We start from the raw sequence: 17,562 nt of genomic DNA on the forward strand, positions 1-17,562 counted from the left end.
ATATTTCCCCACATCAATATAATATCGCATTTGCCAGTCAGAGACCGAACCTTTCTGCAAAGTAAGTATTCGGTCTCTGACTTTTATTTTTCACAACAATATTTCTTACAACAGAATTTCTTTTCCCAGAGTAAACGAATAAATATACCGTTCCTTCACTTTCCGGCCCGTCATCCTCTCCAGTGCCTGGGCATAATCTTCCAGCTGGACATGATAACGGTCGATCAGTTTCTGTTCTTCTCCACGTCTCACAAAGTCCGTTTTATAGTCCACCAGAACGATTTCTTCATCCTCAATAAAATATCCGTCAATGATTCCCTGCACCAGAACATCTTCCTCGCACTGCCACTCCGGTTCCAGCTCCGAAGCTTTTCTTGCGATCACAAACGGCTGCTCCCTAAACAGCAGCTTCTTCTCTGAAGCCGCTTTCATCCTCTGGCCGAGAGATGATTCCACAAAGTTCCAGATGTCTCTTACCCGGACAGACTCAGCCTCTTTTCTTTCCATCTTCTTATTATCAACCCATTCTCTCAGCTGACTGCGGATTTCCTCCTGGCTTCCGGCATGTCCGTAATCCAGGCACTCCATCACCCGATGATAAGCCGTTCCGCGAAGTGCTCCTGCATAACCTTCCTCTTTTTTCTCCTCGATAAACCGAGGAACTATCGGCTGAATTTCTTCTTCCGTCTCATAATCCACCGTCTCTTCAAGATCCTGTTCACTGTGGTAACTTCTCTTTTTCAGTTCTGATACACTGACTTTCACAGGAAGATCTTCCAGATATTGATATGGATATATGAAAGAAAACCGTCTCTCGATCTCTTCCCGGATCTCACTGTCAAAAACTCTGCCCGGATTCCAGTTTTCCAGAGTTTCTTTCTTCATTTCCCGCTCTGCCTGTTCCACAATCTCATTTTCTGTAAGATCCTGTGCTGTGATCTTCGTCACCACAAATTCCGAAGGATCCCCATACAGTGGATTCATCCGGTTCATAAATATTCCATATTCATGGAAAAGTGACGACATACACCTGTGCCTTGCAAGAGATGGAAGTACATAATCCCAGTAAGTTTTTCCACGCATACGCAGTCCCAGAGAAAGCAGCTCTTCTTTACTGTCCCTTAATACGGACAGTGATGTCAATTTTTGTTCCAGATCTCCCACTGTTCCACAGAGAATCAGTTTTTCTTTTGCTCTGGTAAGTGCTACATACAGCACACGGAGTTCCTCCCCCAGACTTTCTTTAAGAAGTTCCCGGCGGATGATCTGTTTGCACAGGGATGATGCGATGATCCTCTTTTCCGGCAGTATGGCGTCCGCACCGATGCCAAGATCCGGATGGATCAGAATACTTGCATTCATATCCCGGAAATTAAACCTTTTCCCCATTCCTGCCGCAAACACAACAGGAAACTCCAGACCCTTGCTCTTATGAATGGTCATGATCTGCACAGCACTTTCTCCTGCTCCGGAAAGATTCACCTCTCCGTAATCCACCTGATACTGCTGCAGTTTCTGGATATACCGTACAAAATTAAACAGACCACGATAACTTGTCTTCTCGTATTCCATGGCTTTTTCCACCAGCATGTTCAGGTTTGCACTTCTCTGTGCGCCATCTGGCATAGCCTTTGCATGGTTTCCATATCCGGTACGTTCCAACACTTCCAGGATCAGCTGGTGGACCGGCGTATATGCAGCCATATCCCGGAGTCCGTTCATTGTGTCCCAAAAACGGGACAGTTTCTCTCCCAGAGTTTTTTTCTTCTCCTCAAAAATCCGGTGTTCCCGATAATCCTCCACAAATGCCCGCACACATTCACAGATCATTCCCTCCGGATATGCGATCCGAAGCTCTGCCAGCTCCTCTGTGGTGCATCCCACAATGGGAGAACGAAGCACACCGGTCAGAGGAATATCCTGAAGAGGATTATCCAGCACCCGGAGATAATTCAGAAGTGTAACAACCTCTGTTGTGGAAAAATATCCGGTTCGGGACGCCGTATAGGACGGAATCCCTCTTGCAGCCAGCACTTCCCCAAAAGTCTCTGCCCATCCGGTGGCAGAGCGGAGCAGGATCACAATATCTCCATACCGTACAGGACGGTACTCCCCGGTTTCCTTGTCAAGCACAAGGTCATGTCCCACCATGGAACGGATTTTTCCTGCAATGGCCAGAGCCTCCAGCTCCCTTTCATTTTCCGGTGCGTCCACATCGGAATCCTCCAGGATCTCCCCGTCTTTTTCCACAAGAAGAACCTCAGTCTTTACGAATTCGCTATCCTGTCCCTCCGGAAAAGAGGCTCCCGGATACAGAGCAGCCGCCTCATCATAATCAATTCCACCCAGATCCGCTCCCATGATCTGTCGGAAAATAAAGTTGACACTTTCCAGAACTTCCTGTCTGCTTCGGAAATTTTTGTGAAGATCGATCCTCTGCTCCAGGCTGTCTGTCAGAGAATAGCTTTTGTACTTCTCCATAAACAGCTCCGGACGAGCCAGTCGGAACCGGTAAATACTTTGCTTCACATCTCCTACCATAAAGATATTTTTACGGTCATTCACCCAGCCGGAAACATTCTGCATCAGGATTTCCTGAACCAGGTTGCTGTCCTGATATTCATCCAGAAGAACCTCATCGTATTTCTCGGAAAGTTCCCTTGCTGCCTGGCTTGGCGTACAGATATCTCCTTCTTTTTTCAGAAGGATCTCCAGGGCAAAATGTTCCATGTCTGAGAAATCCAGGACATTTTTTTCCCTCTTCTTGTCACTGAAACGCTGTGCAAAATCTTTGGTGAGTTTTACCAGCATCTTTAATGGTCCTGCAGATGCCAGCGTCAGCTCCGTCAGTTCCTCAAGACTGCACTGAAAATACCGGCTTCCCAGATCTTTCAGGATATCCTTTGCATCTTCCCGGATATCTTTTACCAGACTTTTCAGCTGGCCGGATACCCCTTCCATCTTTTTTGTGGAAAGCCTTGCAAATGAAAGATTCTGCAGAGTCTGTACCATCTGATCATAGTCCTGTTTATCGGACAGTTCCTGCAACTGCCGGATCAGCACAAGATCTTTCTGCAGGGCATCCAGATACAGTTCCGGTCCCTCACTTTCTCCACAGATCTCCATGGCACTCCGGTTCAGTTCTTCTGCTTCCTTCAGCGCACTGTCCACAATTTCCCACAGAGACTGGTACCACTTTGTTTCCACAATTCCTTTTTCCGGGTCCAGGCAATAATTCTCCACACAGCCATCCAGCCACTCTTCGGGCCAGGGATTACTCATGGACGCATCATACAGATCCAGAACATGCTCTTTCAGGCTTTCATCGGATTTCCCTGCCGCATAGCATTCCACAAAAGTGGTAAAATCCTCATCGCCCTCTGCATAATAATCTTCAAAAAGCTCCTTGAGCACGTCTTCCTGCAAAAGCTTCAGTTCTCCTTCATCTGCTGTCCTGTAACCCGGGTCCAGTCCGATCAGATGAAAATAATTCCGGATCACATAGGAGCAGAATCCGTCAATGGTCGTGATCTGTGCAGTATGGATCAGTGTCATCTGTCTCTGTAGATGCTCATTATCCGGATCTTCGGCCAGTGCCTGATCCAGGGCACGTTCAATACGTTCCCGCATCTCTCCGGCTGCCGCCCTTGTAAATGTCATGATCAGAAGGCGGTCAATATCCACCGGTTTCACAGAATCCATGATCTTACTTAAGATCCTCTGTACCAGTACTGCGGTTTTACCGGAACCGGCTGCCGCACTGACCAGAATATTCCTGTCCCGGAGCGTGATGACTTTTTCCTGTTCTTCCGTCCATTTCACAGCCATTTATTCGTCCTCCTTCATGATTTTTTTCCACAGGTCACTTTCTGAGAACGATGGTAATCTGTGAAACTCATATCCCGGTACCTTTCTGTCAAATCCGCACACTGTAATATACGGACAATAGGTACAGGCGTTCTTTTTTCCAAGCTCATAAGGCGCCACTGCCGCGTTTCCGTCCAGAATAGACTCCCGGATGTCGCAGATCTTACGGCGCACATATTCCCCCAGTGCATTAAACTGCTGCCTGGATGCCACCGAAGACCGCCTGCTGAAACTTCCGTCCTTATTTCTGGACACCGGTATGGATGCAAGGGTTTCATCAATCTTTATGCTTACATCATCATCCGCCTGGACCAGACCGTTCATTTTCAGTTTTTTCATCACCTGGTCCTGAACCCGCTCTACATCCGCATGGATCTTCTCCTGGATCATGGGATCTTTCACATTATAATAAAAAATTCCTGCAGGAACGATCTCCCGTTCCGGATATTTTCTCTGTTCCACCTTCAGCGCACCATCCAGATAGATCATCAGCTGAAGCTGCAGTCCATGATACAGTGCAAGCATATCAAAGGAAGTATTTCCTGTCTTATAATCAATGACCTTTACATAGACCCGGTTCTTCTCCGGCTCCTCCATAATATCCACACGGTCGATCCGGCCACCCTCAAACTTCACTTCAAAGCCTTCCGGCCGGAATTCTCCATGTTTCAGCTGTTCCTGCAGTGCCCACACCGTACGCCTTAAGATCCGTCTGGTACGCTCGATCATATATTCATTCCTTGCACTGCTTTTGAGAACTGTATTTCCGTAATCTGCGGAAACCTGATCCAGACAGTCATCTATGATACGGTTTCTCTCTTCCTCTGTAAGATCCGCCCAGTCCAGTCCCTCTTTTCGGACTTCCGCCGCAAATTTTTCCAGTGCCATGTGCATCACATTTCCCATATCCATAGCACGGAATTCATATTCCGCCCGTTCTGTCACTTTCAGGCCATACTGCAGAAAATGTGCAAATGCACAGGCCGCAAACCGCTCCAGCCGGGTAGCACTGTATGGAGAAACTTCCCCGTAAAGAATCCCTGCCACAGTTTTTCCGATCATATCCGATGGACGTTCCGAAAAAGATACTTCTGTCAGCCGTTTCACAAGTGTCCTATATTCCGGACTCTGAAGGTACCAGCTGTACAATTCCTGGAACACTGCATCATCCCGATACTCTTCTCCCGCAAGACCTTTCAGCAGATAATCCAGACTGATTCCCGGAAGTTCCAGAAGCTCCATGGAGTCCTGCACTTCTCCACACTGCCGGATTTCCATTTCCGGAAACATTTCCCGGATATTATTAATAAGAAAGGCCGGGCTTAAAGCTTTTCCCTGACTGTCTGACTGACAGAAAGAAAGACAGAGCAGTTCTCTTGGCTTGGTCATGTTCAGATAGAGATAAAATCTCTGCGTATTCATCAGTTCTTTCGGACCAGGTGCCAGCTGTATCCCCTGATCCTGAAAAAACTCCCTGTCAAGCTCTGTTAAAATCCCCCCACCGGAAGTATTCTTGGGGATATTTCCCTCATTGACTCCAACAAAAAACAGCGCCCGGATATCTTTCAGCCTGGTTCTCTCCATATCTCCCACAAGTACCTGATCCATGCTTGGCGGGATCAACGCCACCTTGGCCTGGTTAAGACCGGTCTCCAGAAGCTGCCGGAAATCCTGGCGGCTCACTGTCTCCTTACCCAGGATCTCCACCATGTTGTCCAGAAGTTCCATAACGATCCCGTATATCTGAGCATACTCCTTCTCCATGGCCTTGTCGCCCTGTTCCTTAAATTTCAGTTCCTGATGTTTCAGTTTCTGCTGCACCTGGCTCTTCAGGGCAAACTCATAGAGAATGGTACAGTATTCCCGTACCGTCTTCTTCCCGCCTTTAAAACTTAACGCCAGCTCCCTGGTCTCATCTGCAAACCGCTCCCGGATCTCATTAAGCCTCTGAATATTTTCCGGAGGCATCCCCCGATAGATGCGCACCCATACTTCATCCCATTTCTTAAATCCCCGGATTCCAAGTGCCAGCACATAATTCTCCAGAAGATCTGCTTCTTCCCTGGTCACACAGGACATTCCACATCGGAGATAACGAAATACACTTTCATAGGAAAAATCCTGTACTGCCATCTCAAGAGCTGCCCGGAAATATTCCACAAAAGGATTCATAAGAACCGTATGTTTCTCATCAATAAAATACGGGATCCCGGCTGCCGCAAATACCTGCTTTGCAAGATTTCCATACTCCTCCAGGTTACCGGTGATCACTGCGATCTCACCGTAGCGGCAGTCTTTTTCACGGATAAGTCTGGCGATCCGCCGGGCAGTTTCTTCCATCTCTTTCAGGGGACTTGTCGCGGAAAACATACAAATCTCATCCTGTTTCTTTTTATATACGTTTTTCCGGTAACGGAAGATATTTTTTTCCAGGAAATGTAGTGCAGGCGCCTGGGAAAACCGGGATTTTTTCACATCTTTCAAAAGGACCGGCTCCTCAATCTCCCTGGTCAGTTCCGAAAGTCTGTGGATCATCTGACGGCTCATGTAAAAAAGCTGATAGGGCTTCCCTCTGGTACTTAAATTCTCAGCCGCATCCATGGTCACCGTTACCATCACTTTTTCACAGACAGCAAGCAATTCTCCCACCACCCGCATCTGGATGGGAGTAAAACCGGTGTATCCATCCAGAAGAAGAACGCTGTTTTTCATCTTTCTGGAAAAAGGAAGAGCTTTTTCCAGAGCGTCCATCACTTCTTCTCCCGTCATATAATGATCCTTCAGATACCCGGTAAATGCCTGGTAAAGAACAGATACATCTTTCAGTTTCATCTGAAGTAATGCCCTGTCACTGGAATCCTCGATCATCTCCTGAATTTCACTGTCCCGGATATCGTACTGCATAAATTCTGACAAAATGGACTTCACTTCATCCAGATATCCCGCCTTACGCATCTGGCCTCCCAGGTAGGAAAGCTCCTTTCCATGCTGCTGGACCATCTTCTGGAGCACCATGCTCTTACCGGTTTCTTCCAGAAGCGTACGGCTGTCTCCGCCAACTTCCTCCAGCACGCGGTATGCCAGACGCTCAAAACTTAAAATATCAATATTCAGGATTCCTTTTCCCGGACTCATCTCCACCAGTGTCTTCTGGGTCTGCATGGTAAACTGTTCCGGCACGATCACAAAGAAAAGCTTCTCCGGATGCAGTCCGGCCTGTTCTATGATATTCTGATATGCATAACAGGACTTTCCACTTCCGGAACTTCCTATAATAAACTGTAGTGACATTCTTTTCCTCCTGATTTTCCTGCAGATTTTCGGTCGCTCTGGCGCATTTTACACCTGAAGTATCTCTATCATACCACAAATCCTGTTCCCATAGAACGGGCGCTCTGGCATAAATTCTCTTCTCTTTTAATAAACTATATAAAAAAGCTTCGGGAGGCGTGCGCCATGAGTTCCAAAACCAGGATCATCGTCCTACATATGAAAGAGATCATCTACACAGCCGTCTTTCTGGCTCTGGCTGTTGTTCTGGCTGTCATCCTTTTCTTCATGTTCGGTCCCGGAAAAGCTGCCAGCCATACAGCCGGCGAAAAATCCCGCTACAAACCGGGTGTATACACCTCTTCCATTACCCTGAATGATAATACCTTTGATGTGGAAGTCACCGTAAACGCTGACAAAATCAAAGCCATTCGTCTGGTAAACTTAAGCGAAACAACAAAAGCTTCCTACCCTCTCATGGAGCCGGTTCTGAATTCCCTGGCAAGCCAGATTTATTCCAGCCAGTCCCTGGAGGACATTCAGTATGCAGGAGACCGGAAATATACCTCCCAGGTACTCCTTTCGGCCATCACAGACGCAGTAAAAAAAGCGGAGAACACATAAGCTCTCCGCTTTTTTATCATGTCAGGTAAATCCGATCATAAATCGTACCTTTCCATTACACTCTGTGATCTATCTTCAGATTTCAATCTTCTCCAGCACATCCTGCCAGATCCTTGCACTTGCATCACTTGGCATTCTTAAATCTCCCCTTGGAGAAAGTGCCACACTACCTACCTTCGGTCCATCCGGCAGGCAGGAACGCTTGAACTGCTGGGCAAAAAATCTCCGGTAGAAGGTTTTCAGCCATTTCAGGATCGTCTCTTTATCATAAATTCCGTCAAAAGTCAGGCAGGCAAGCCGATAGATCTTATCCGGTGTAAATCCTGCACGCAGCATGTAATACAGATAGAAATCATGGAGTTCATAAGGTCCTACCAGATCTTCGGTCTTCTGGGCGATCTTGCCATCCTTCGGCGGCAGAAGCTCAGGGCTGACCGGCGTATCCAGAATATCCAGAAGAACTTCTTTCAACTCCTCATCCCCGCAGGTATCCGCATAATAACGTACCAGATGACGTACCAGTGTCTTCGGGACAGAAGCATTCACGCCATACATGGACATATGGTCACCATTGTAGGTTGCCCATCCAAGAGCCAGCTCGGAAAGATCTCCCGTTCCCACAAGAACTCCACCCTCCTTGTTTGCCGTATCCATCAGGATCTGGGTACGCTCACGTGCCTGACTGTTCTCATAAGTCACATCGTGGATGTCCGGATCATGTCCGATATCCCGGAAGTGTACATTTACCGCCTCTTTAATATTCACCTCAGTAAGTTTTGCACCAAGGCAGCGGCTTAACTTGCAGGCATTCTGATAGGTTCTGTCTGTGGTTCCAAAACACGGCATGGTCACACAGTGGATCTGATCTCTCGGCATTCCCATCCGGTCAAAAGCACGCGCCATTACAAGAAGCGCCAGTGTGGAATCCAGCCCGCCGGAAAGTCCTACCACCGCACTCCTGCTGTGGATATGTTCCATACGTTTCTTAAGTCCCATAGCCTGGATATTCAGGATCTCCTCACAGCGCTCATCACGTTCTTCCTTCACAGACGGAACGAACGGATACTGCGGATACTTTCTGGTAAGTCTGGTTTCTTCCTCTGCTACGGAAAAACCAACTCTTGTATGGCTACAGATGGAAACTGCCGGATATGTGGACATTCTTCTTCTCTCATCAGCCAGTCTCTGTACATCGATCTCACTGTAAATAATGCCGTTCTCAAAACGTCTGCTTTCCGCAAGCATGGAGCCATTTTCCGCGATCATATTCTGTCCGCCGAACACAAGATCCTGGGTGGACTCGCCCTCTCCTGCGCTTGCGTAAATATATCCGCAGATCAGCCGTGCGGACTGCCCGCTTACCAGAGTTCTCCGGTAGGAATCCTTTCCTACCATCTCATCGCTGGCAGAAAGATTGACGATAATATGGGCACCGTTGATGGCATGACGGATACTTGGCGGTGCCGGAACCCAGAGATCCTCACAGAGCTCTGCCGCAACAGTAAATTCCGGGAATTCCTCACACTCAAAGATCAGCTCTGTTCCAAAAGGAATTTCATCCCAGAACTCATCTTCCTCATTTTTCACGCCTTTCAGGAAGTCCACAAATTCCACATCTTCTTCCTCTGCACCGGCGAACTGCCTCTGTTCATAAAACTCGTTATAATTAGGAATATGAGTCTTCGGCACAAATCCCACGATACGGCCATGATTCAGGGCAGCTGCCACATTATAAAGTTTGCCTCTGTGACGCAGTGGAAGTCCCACAAAAATCAGGGCATCTGTCTCTTTTGTCTCATCTGCAATATGGAGAAGTTCATCCCACGCACTGTCCAGAAGGCATCTCTGAAGAAAAAGATCGTGACAGGTATATCCTGTGATACAGAATTCCGGAAATACCATCAGCTTGACATGCTCTTTTTCCATTTCATGAATGGCCTTCAGGATTTCCTCCCCGTTTGCCTTGCAGTCTGCAACGGTAACTCTCGGCGTTGCTGCTGCCACCTTGATAAAACCATGCTTCATTTTTTCTTCCTCCTGCGGCTTATCGCTTGCACTCTTTTATGATTCTCTTAAGATCTTCCACGCTGAATTTATAATTTTTATTGCAGAAATGGCAGTTCATCTCAATGTCCTTGCCTTCCTGGACCATCTCGTTGAGTTCTTTTCTTCCAATGCTGATCAGCGCTTTTTCCACACGTTCTCTGCAGCAGTTGCAGTGGAACTGTGTGGGCAGTGTATCATTGATCTCGATATCAAAACCTTCCAGTACTTTCTCAAGAAGGCTTTCCGGTGTATGGCCCTGCTCCAGAAGGCTGGTAACAGAATCGATCTTTGATACGTTTTCCTCAAGCTTTGCGATCACTTCTTCCTCTGCAAACGGCATCAGCTGCACAATAAAGCCGCCGGCCTGACGAACCGTATTATCCTTATTCATCAGCACACCCAGTCCTACTGCAGACGGAACCTGCTCACTGGTGGCAAAATAATAGGTAAGGTCTTCTGCAATCTCACTGGTCTGAAGTGCAACCTGACCCACATATGGCTCTTTCAAGCCCATATCCTTGATCACATCCATAAACCCTACACCGACAGCTCCCGCAACATCCAGTTTGCCTTTGCTGTTTGCCGGAATACATACATCCGGATTTCCTACATAACCTTTTACATTTCCGTGAGAATCCGCAGTTACCGTAATCCCCTGCAGCGGTCCGCCTGCGTGGATACGAAGTGTAAGAAGATCTTTTTCCCCTTTCATCATCGCTCCCATCATGGCACCACCGGTAAGGAGACGTCCCAGTGCCGCTGTTGCCACCGGGCTGGTATTATGATTCTGTCTCGCTGTCTCCACCATATCTGTTGTCACAGCCGCAAACGCACGGATCTGGCTGTTTGCCGCTGTTGCTCTTACAATATAATCACTCATATAAAAAAATTTCCTCCTTTATTTCTCTTCTGCCGAAATTCCTTTGCCATGTTCTCTTGCCACAAAAGTCAGTCTTCCACTGTCCGGTTTCGGTGCATCCTTGGTGTATGCATCATAAACTGCCAGAGGGATAAGGCCTGCCTTTTCAAGCAATTCCCGGATTTTCTCCGGCTCATAGGCCTTCTGGTAATGGATTTCTTCATCTCTCTCATAAAGTCCGTCTTCTCTTGGAAGGAACAGAGTCAGATCATAAACGTTAATTCCTGTCTCTTCGTCAAATTCATTTTCCCAGATAAAACTGCCCTCTTCCCGATTCTCCGCAATAGTCGTATTTCCAAGTATTTCCCGGTATTTATACGGCGTATTCATATCAAATATAAAAATTCCATCCGGATCAAGATAATTATTCACCAGTTTAAATACAGTAAGAAGATCTTCTTCCTCTGTAATATAATTCATACAGTCACAGACGCTGACGATAGCCCGCACTGTTCCGTAAAGTTCAAACTCCCGCATATCCTGCTCCAGATAAAGGATCTCATGGCCGGACTCTGCCCGTTTTTCCATGGCCTCGCCCAGCATTTCCTCGGAATTATCCACACCGATCATATCATAACCGGACTCTGCCAGAAGTTCCGTCATCACTCCGGTCCCGCAGCCAAGTTCCAGCACGATCCCGTCTTCAATTCCGTATTCCTTAAGGCTTCCGATCAGATATTCCGCCCATTTTTCATATTCCACATTGTCCATGAAGATATCATAAACTCTGGCAAAATCGCTGTATGCTTCCATAAAAACCTCCAAATATTTTCCGGGCGTTCCATCGCCCGCAGCGTTCACATTATACCATGTCTTCCTGTATAAGTATACGCCTCTGACATAATATGACACAAAAAATCCGGGACCGCAGCCACAAAAGCTGTGATCCCGGATTTCTTATCTAACCGAATCTCCTGCTGCTCCAGGCTTTACTGTACAGGCATATAGTATACGTCTGCAGCCTCACCGTGCCAGTAGAAGCTTGTTCCATCCTCTTCATATACATCACAGTCATACTGAGAAGAGAAGGTGAAACGGTTTCCTTCGTTATCCATCCATGCACCGTTTCCGTCCGGAACGATAACACGTGGTTTACCATCGGAGTTTCTGTAAATAGTTCTTGTCTCATCTGTGTTGCCAAGCTGCTCATCTGTAAATCCGCCATTTACAATAGCACCGGAGGAGCTGCTGTCAGTGGATGCAGTTCCATCGGAAGAACCGTCAGATGTACTGCTTCCGTCTGTAGATGTTCCGTCAGATGCTGCACTTCCGTCTGTAGATGTGCTTCCGTCGGCAGCTGCAGTTCCATCTGCTGCTGTTCCGTTAGAAGAAGCTGCTGCATTACCATCTGCAGATGCACTTCCGTCAGAGGAAGCTGCTGCATTACCTTTACCGGCAGTCTTGGCTGCGGAACCATTTGCCGCACTCTTCAGAGTGGAATCACCAAGGATTGCAAAGCTGTCGACAGACTCCTGAACCTTTTTCAGAGCATCCTCTTTTTTAACAGATGCCACAAGGCTGTAATACTCGCTGTCATTTACAAAATATTTATTGATGGCATATACATAGCCGTCACTCTTGGTTGTGTCCTTATATTTTACAGTGTAGGAATAGATATTAACTCCGTCTTTCTGGTCTGACTTATAATCCTGGATCTCAAAGTCCGTTCCATTTACCATGTTCTCTGCCTGTGTCATGGAAACGGCCATATCCTGTGAATTCGGAATTACTGCAGACTCCAGATCCGCACCAGAACCGTGAAGGATCAGGATCTTACCCTGATCCGGAGACTCAAAACTTAACATATCCGTCTCATCGGATTTATTGGCCCAGGTTGCATCCGGAAGCTTGATCGCTACGGATTTATCTTTGGATGTATAAGTTGTATTCTGTGCATCTGCTGCAACAGTCGGTGTCACCTTCGCTTTCTTCGCCGGTGCAGGAGTAGGAGTAGCCTCCACAACCACGCTGTCATTTTTATCTCCTCCGAAGCCACATGCAGTCATGACACCAGAAAGAGCAACAGTCATAGCTAAAAGTGCGATAAATTTTTTATTCTTCATAGTATCCTCCTCATAATCATCATCAGTCACAAAGTGTGTCCGGAATATTCGCTCCTGAACACACTCTTTGCTACATTTTACGATTTTATTACAACTTTGTCAATTGATTTCTCCCTGTACTTTATGAATATCCTGTAAACAAATATCCCATTCCGTACAGAATTTTTCCTATATTATAATCTCCCCAGATGTGCCTATCTTATTCCATTCTGCTTCTGATCCTGTATTTCCGATTTTACACTGCCTCTGCGGAATTTCTGTTTTGTTTTAATCTGTCCCCTTTTTTTTTTCGATAATTGTGTCTTTATTCGTATACACTCATGTTGTAAAGTATACCCAACCAAAAACATATGAAAAGAGGACATCCATATATTGATGTTTTCGGGAAAGGATTCATAACTATGGAAAAAGCAATTCAGACATCTCAGAAAACTGATCAGGAACTTTCATCTGTTCAGTTTCTCACCATCACAGCCGTATTTGTTGCGCTGACTTATATCTTCACCGCATTTATTAACGTCAAGCTTCCAATTGCAGCCAACGGCGGACTGATCCATCTTGGAAATGTACCGCTCTTCATCGGTGCCATTCTATTCGGAAAGAAAACCGGAGCCATCGCAGGTGGAATCGGAATGGGCTTATTCGACCTTCTCTCCGGCTGGACTCTTTGGGCACCATTTACCCTTATCATCGTAGGCATCATGGGATTCACCGTAGGTAAGATCACGGAAGACCATAAACATCAGAACATGAAATGGTATGTGATCGCCATCGCCGCAGCCTGCGTGATCAAGGTTGTCGGTTATTATATCGCAGAAGTTATCATCTACGGAAACCCTCTGGCACCGGTATCTTCCATTCCCGGAAACCTGGTACAGATTGGAGTTGCAGCAGTTATCGTTCTCGTAGTGATCACACCATTAAACCTTGCAGCAAGAAAAACCGGATTAAAAAAATAAATAACCAAAGAAAACAAGAGGTGAGTTTATGTATAAGATCATGACACCGGGACCTACACAGGTCGCAGAAAATGTCCGTCTGGCAAGAAGCCTGGAATGCACCAACCCGGATCTGGACGAAGATTTTGTCGAATTTTATAAAGAAACCTGTGAGAAGATCAGCGCTCTTCTCCACACCTCCAATGAAACCCTCATCTTAAGTGGTGAAGGTATTCTTGGTCTGGAGGCTGCCATCGCTTCCATGACTGAGCCTGGAGATAAGGTTCTCGTTCTCGACAATGGTATCTATGGAAAAGGCTTTGCCGATTTTGTTTCCATGTACGGAGGCAAACCGGAACTTTATACCCGAGATTACCGCAATACCCTCGATGTGAAGGAACTGGAAGATTTTCTTGCAGATAACCATGACTACAAATATGCAACCGTAGTTCACGGCGATACTCCAAGTGGTATGCTCAACGATGTCGCTGCCATCGGTCCCCTTCTTAAAAAATATGGAATCCTTACCGTTGTAGATTCTGTCTCTGCTTCCTTCGGCGAACCACTGAACATTGATGCATGTCAGATTGATATCATGTGCGGCGGATCACAGAAGGTGGTATCCGCACCTCCGGGACTTACCTTTGTTGTAGTCAGCAGCGATGCAAAGAAGGCAATGACTGAAAGAAAGACACCCATTGCTTCTTTCTACGCAAATCTCACAACCTTTGCACATTATTATGAAGAAAAATGGTTTCCATATACCATGCCGATCAGCGATATCTATGGCCTGCGTGCTGCTATTGACAACATTGCCGATGATCCCGGGATTCTTACACGCCATGCCAAAATCGCCGCAGCCTCCCGAAAGGCCATTACAGGAGCCGGACTTAAGCTGTATCTCCACAGCGGCTATTCCAGCACTGTAACTGTTTTTGAAGTTCCGGAATGCACCACAGCCGCTGCGATCCTAGACGGAGTCAAAAAAGACTACAACATCATGCTTGCAGGTTCTTTCGACGTTCTCGCAGGCAAGGTCATCCGCATCGGCCACATGGGAAACAATGCAACTTTCTACAATGTACGCGACGTTTTCCACGCTCTGGACGGAACCTTACGGAAACTTGGTGTTCCGCTTACCGGATCTATGGAAGAAATCTTCTGTGAAAACATGAAATAGAACAACTCTATTATATCTTTTAATTCTTTATCAAAAAATCATCCAAAAACGCTGTAAAAGGAATTTTGTACCACGATTTCCTTTTACAGCGTTTTGTATTATTTTTTATTCTGTTATTTCATACATATACAATTCATGAAGCGCTCTGGTTGCCGCAATATATCTGGCTCTCTGCACGATAGGGCTTCGGTCTGCTCCCGGAAATACCGAAAATACCTGGTCAAATTCCAGGCCTTTTGCCATATAAAAGGTGGTAACCGTAAGACCTTTTTTGAAGTTTGTACTGTCTCTGTGAAGCAGGGACAGCCGCTCCTTTGTATCAAATCCTTCTGCTTCCAGTTTTTTCTGAAGGATATAGTATGCTTCTCTTGCCTCATCTGCAGTTCTCGTTATCACCGCTGCTGTCTCGTAAGAAAATTCTTCCTGGCCTTCCGCACCGGCTGTCTCCATATCTGCCATTTTCATTCTGTCTGCTTCAGCTTCCGTCACTGCCTGCTTCTCCAGTTTCAGTTCCTTCACCACGCGCTCCAATGCCTCGATAAGCCCCGGAAATTCTTTTTCCTCCACCGGTTTTCCATGACGCTCAAACAGTTCCACTTCTGTGATCCCGGCAAGCTGATTTGCATAAGAAGCGATCTCAATAGTGTTACGGTAGCTCTTGTTCATCACGATCCTGCGGATATCTTTTCCAAAGATCTTCGGAAGGAATGTGAGTACATCCTGCTGATCCCCGTCCATGGTCTGCTCCCGGTCTCCAAGGATCGTCATCTTACATTTAAAAAGCTTCTGGATGATCAGATACTGGATCCTGGAATAATCCTGCATCTCATCTACGATCAGGTGACGGACACCACTGTCCTCCTGCTGGGTTTCCAACCGGTATTTCAGATACAGAACCGGATACACATCCTCATAACGAAGCTTTCTTTTTTCGTACTGTACCTGTGGAAGCGCCGGAAATCCCTCCTGCCTCAGGAAACGATTGTATAACACATAAAGATCTCTTGTCTCATACATCCGGTAAAAACGGCTCTTCACTGCCTCCCGCTCTTCCTCCGGAAGGTCAAATCCCTTCAGCGTTTCCACCTCATCAATGAAATACTCCGCCACTGCATCCATTCTGGAAAGCAGCGGGATATCCATAAATTTAAAGTAAAAGAGCTCGATGATCTCCTGTTCTTTTTTGACTACACCACGATGTTCCACATCCCGGAAATTCATAAGGCTGTCTTCCAGTTCTACCAGATACCCTTCCATGCGGTCCAGAAAATCCCGGGACTGTTTTTCCTTCAGAAGTTTCTCATCGCACGATCCTGCAATCTGTCGCTCGATCAGATCGTAGCGGTCTTCGCAGTCTGACACTGTATTTTTCAGTCTCTTATAGGCAAAAAGATCAAAGCTCATCTCCCGGATATTCTCTTCTCCAAGCTCCGGCAGAATATGGGAAATATAATCCGAGAACACTCCGTTGGGTGAAAGCACCAGCACAGAAGAAGATTTCAGATTTTTCCTGTCATGATAGAGAAGATAGGCGATCCTGTGCAGGGCGATGGATGTCTTGCCGCTTCCTGCAGCTCCCTGGATCACCATGATCCGGTCCGAAGTGTTTCGGATAATGGCATTCTGCTCTTTCTGAATGGTGCGGATAATGTTTTTCAGCTGTACATCTCCGTTACTTCCAAGCTCTGCCTTCAGGATCTCATCATCGATCTTCACATCACTTTCAAACTCATAGATCATTTTTCCACCACGGATCTTATACTGCCACTTGGCAGCAATGTCTCCATGGATTTCCCCCAGAGGTGCCTGATAGGATGCCGGCCCTTTGTCAAAATCATAGAACAGTCCGGACACCGGTGCTCTCCAGTCATAGATCAGTGGAAGGCCACCGTTTTCCTCCGCAAGGTTTGCAATTCCGATATAAAAGATCTCAGGCTCATCGTCGCCCTCATAACAGAAATCTACTCTTCCAAAAAATGGAGAATCCATCATTTTCCGGAACCTGCGCCGCAGCTCGATCTTCTCATTGCTTGCATTAATCTCATGGAGAAGTGCCTGCTGGTTATCAAAGTTCTCATAGCCGTACTGATCCATCTCTGTGTAGTTTTCCCAGTAGTACTCGTGCATCCCTTCGATTTCTTTCTGACCTGCTTCTATGGAATCATTCAGCTGAGTGATCCGGTGACGCAGAGTTTCTGTCACATGTGTAAGATATTCCCGTCCGTTTTTTACTGCTGCCATACGCCTTAATCCACCACTACCGCTGTTCCGCTTGCTGTAACCATCAGCATGCCATTGTCTGCGCCAAGCACCTCATAATCGATATCCACACCGATCACTGCGTTGGCTCCCATTGCTGCCGCGCGCTGCTCCAGCTCTTTCAGTGCCTCTTCTCTGGCTTTCTGAAGCTCTTCCTCATATCCGGCACTTCTTCCGCCGAAAAAATTCCGAAGACCTGCGCCAAGGTCCTTGATAACATTCACTCCTGTGATCACTTCTCCGAATGCGATTCCTTTATATTCACGGATTGCTCTTCCCTCTACCGATGGTGTTGTTGTTATGATCATGGTAAAATCCTCCCGTTTCTTTCATTTTTTATGGATACTCCGGAGCCTTTTTTGAAAGCCCTGTTTCAGAGTCCTTACTACAGAATTA

Annotated in this window: 11 protein-coding genes; 3 read left to right on the top strand and 8 right to left on the bottom strand. The window is 46.7% G+C overall.

Annotation, left to right across the window (positions count from 1 at the left end; translation table 11 throughout):
* Nucleotides 1–105 precede the first annotated feature (105 nt).
* Both addA and addB read right to left on the bottom strand, forming a co-directional pair.
* Nucleotides 106–3,828: a helicase-exonuclease AddAB subunit AddA gene (gene addA / locus G5B12_RS12955; RefSeq protein ID WP_174088454.1), complete on the bottom strand. Its 3,723-nt coding sequence runs from the start codon at nucleotides 3,826–3,828 to the stop codon at nucleotides 106–108.
* Nucleotides 3,829–7,158, bottom strand: a complete 3,330-nt coding sequence (gene addB / locus G5B12_RS12960) for a helicase-exonuclease AddAB subunit AddB (RefSeq protein ID WP_174088455.1) — start codon at nucleotides 7,156–7,158, stop codon at nucleotides 3,829–3,831.
* 165 nt (nucleotides 7,159–7,323) lie between these two features.
* Between addB and G5B12_RS12965 the strand changes: the two genes are divergently transcribed.
* On the top strand, nucleotides 7,324–7,761 hold the full coding sequence (locus tag G5B12_RS12965; protein WP_118071226.1) for an FMN-binding protein: 438 nt from the start codon (nucleotides 7,324–7,326) through the stop codon (nucleotides 7,759–7,761).
* Between the two features lie 75 nt (nucleotides 7,762–7,836).
* Here G5B12_RS12965 and G5B12_RS12970 read toward each other — a convergent pair whose 3' ends face one another.
* The 4 genes from G5B12_RS12970 to G5B12_RS12985 all read right to left on the bottom strand — a co-directional run bounded on the left by G5B12_RS12970 (nucleotide 7,837) and on the right by G5B12_RS12985 (nucleotide 12,789).
* Entirely contained in the window at nucleotides 7,837–9,786 is a 1,950-nt protein-coding gene (locus G5B12_RS12970; RefSeq protein ID WP_174088456.1) for an NAD(+) synthase, read from the bottom strand.
* Between the two features lie 19 nt (nucleotides 9,787–9,805).
* On the bottom strand, nucleotides 9,806–10,687 hold the full coding sequence (gene hslO, locus G5B12_RS12975; RefSeq protein WP_021977069.1) for an Hsp33 family molecular chaperone HslO: 882 nt from the start codon (nucleotides 10,685–10,687) through the stop codon (nucleotides 9,806–9,808).
* A gap of 18 nt (nucleotides 10,688–10,705) precedes the next feature.
* A complete protein-coding gene (locus G5B12_RS12980; protein WP_021977068.1) occupies nucleotides 10,706–11,479 on the bottom strand; it encodes a class I SAM-dependent DNA methyltransferase in 774 nt (257 codons plus the stop codon).
* A 176-nt stretch (nucleotides 11,480–11,655) separates the two neighbouring features.
* The gene (locus tag G5B12_RS12985) at nucleotides 11,656–12,789 is read right to left on the bottom strand and encodes a hypothetical protein (RefSeq protein ID WP_244096093.1); all 1,134 of its coding nucleotides are present in this window, start codon (nucleotides 12,787–12,789) and stop codon (nucleotides 11,656–11,658) included.
* Between the two features lie 401 nt (nucleotides 12,790–13,190).
* Here G5B12_RS12985 and G5B12_RS12990 point away from each other — a divergent pair, with 401 nt between their 5' ends.
* Complete coding sequence (locus G5B12_RS12990; protein WP_118169179.1) at nucleotides 13,191–13,748, top strand: ECF transporter S component; 558 nt, start codon at nucleotides 13,191–13,193, stop codon at nucleotides 13,746–13,748.
* Between the two features lie 28 nt (nucleotides 13,749–13,776).
* On the top strand, nucleotides 13,777–14,907 hold the full coding sequence (locus G5B12_RS12995; RefSeq protein WP_174088457.1) for a pyridoxal-phosphate-dependent aminotransferase family protein: 1,131 nt from the start codon (nucleotides 13,777–13,779) through the stop codon (nucleotides 14,905–14,907).
* Between the two features lie 105 nt (nucleotides 14,908–15,012).
* On the opposite strand, the gene G5B12_RS13000 is transcribed toward G5B12_RS12995, so the two are convergent.
* On the bottom strand, nucleotides 15,013–17,148 hold the full coding sequence (locus G5B12_RS13000) for a HelD family protein (RefSeq protein ID WP_174088458.1): 2,136 nt from the start codon (nucleotides 17,146–17,148) through the stop codon (nucleotides 15,013–15,015).
* A 5-nt stretch (nucleotides 17,149–17,153) separates the two neighbouring features.
* Nucleotides 17,154–17,474, bottom strand: coding sequence for a putative heavy metal-binding protein (locus G5B12_RS13005; RefSeq protein ID WP_021977063.1), 321 nt, complete (start codon nucleotides 17,472–17,474; stop codon nucleotides 17,154–17,156).
* Nucleotides 17,475–17,562: the final 88 nt, after the last annotated feature.

Source organism: Blautia sp. MSK.20.85 (genome assembly GCF_013317245.1).
Classification (GTDB): domain Bacteria; phylum Bacillota; class Clostridia; order Lachnospirales; family Lachnospiraceae; genus Blautia_A.

Coding starts and splice junctions, on each gene's coding strand:
- addA (WP_174088454.1), bottom strand. CDS start 3,828: ATGGCTGTGAAATGGACGGAAGAACAGGAAAAAGTCATCACGCTCCGG.
- addB (WP_174088455.1), bottom strand. CDS start 7,158: ATGTCACTACAGTTTATTATAGGAAGTTCCGGAAGTGGAAAGTCCTGT.
- G5B12_RS12965 (WP_118071226.1), top strand. CDS start 7,324: ATGAGTTCCAAAACCAGGATCATCGTCCTACATATGAAAGAGATCATC.
- G5B12_RS12970 (WP_174088456.1), bottom strand. CDS start 9,786: ATGAAGCATGGTTTTATCAAGGTGGCAGCAGCAACGCCGAGAGTTACC.
- hslO (WP_021977069.1), bottom strand. CDS start 10,687: ATGAGTGATTATATTGTAAGAGCAACAGCGGCAAACAGCCAGATCCGT.
- G5B12_RS12980 (WP_021977068.1), bottom strand. CDS start 11,479: ATGGAAGCATACAGCGATTTTGCCAGAGTTTATGATATCTTCATGGAC.
- G5B12_RS12985 (WP_244096093.1), bottom strand. CDS start 12,789: ATGAAGAATAAAAAATTTATCGCACTTTTAGCTATGACTGTTGCTCTT.
- G5B12_RS12990 (WP_118169179.1), top strand. CDS start 13,191: ATGGAAAAAGCAATTCAGACATCTCAGAAAACTGATCAGGAACTTTCA.
- G5B12_RS12995 (WP_174088457.1), top strand. CDS start 13,777: ATGTATAAGATCATGACACCGGGACCTACACAGGTCGCAGAAAATGTC.
- G5B12_RS13000 (WP_174088458.1), bottom strand. CDS start 17,148: ATGGCAGCAGTAAAAAACGGACGGGAATATCTTACACATGTGACAGAA.
- G5B12_RS13005 (WP_021977063.1), bottom strand. CDS start 17,474: ATGATCATAACAACAACACCATCGGTAGAGGGAAGAGCAATCCGTGAA.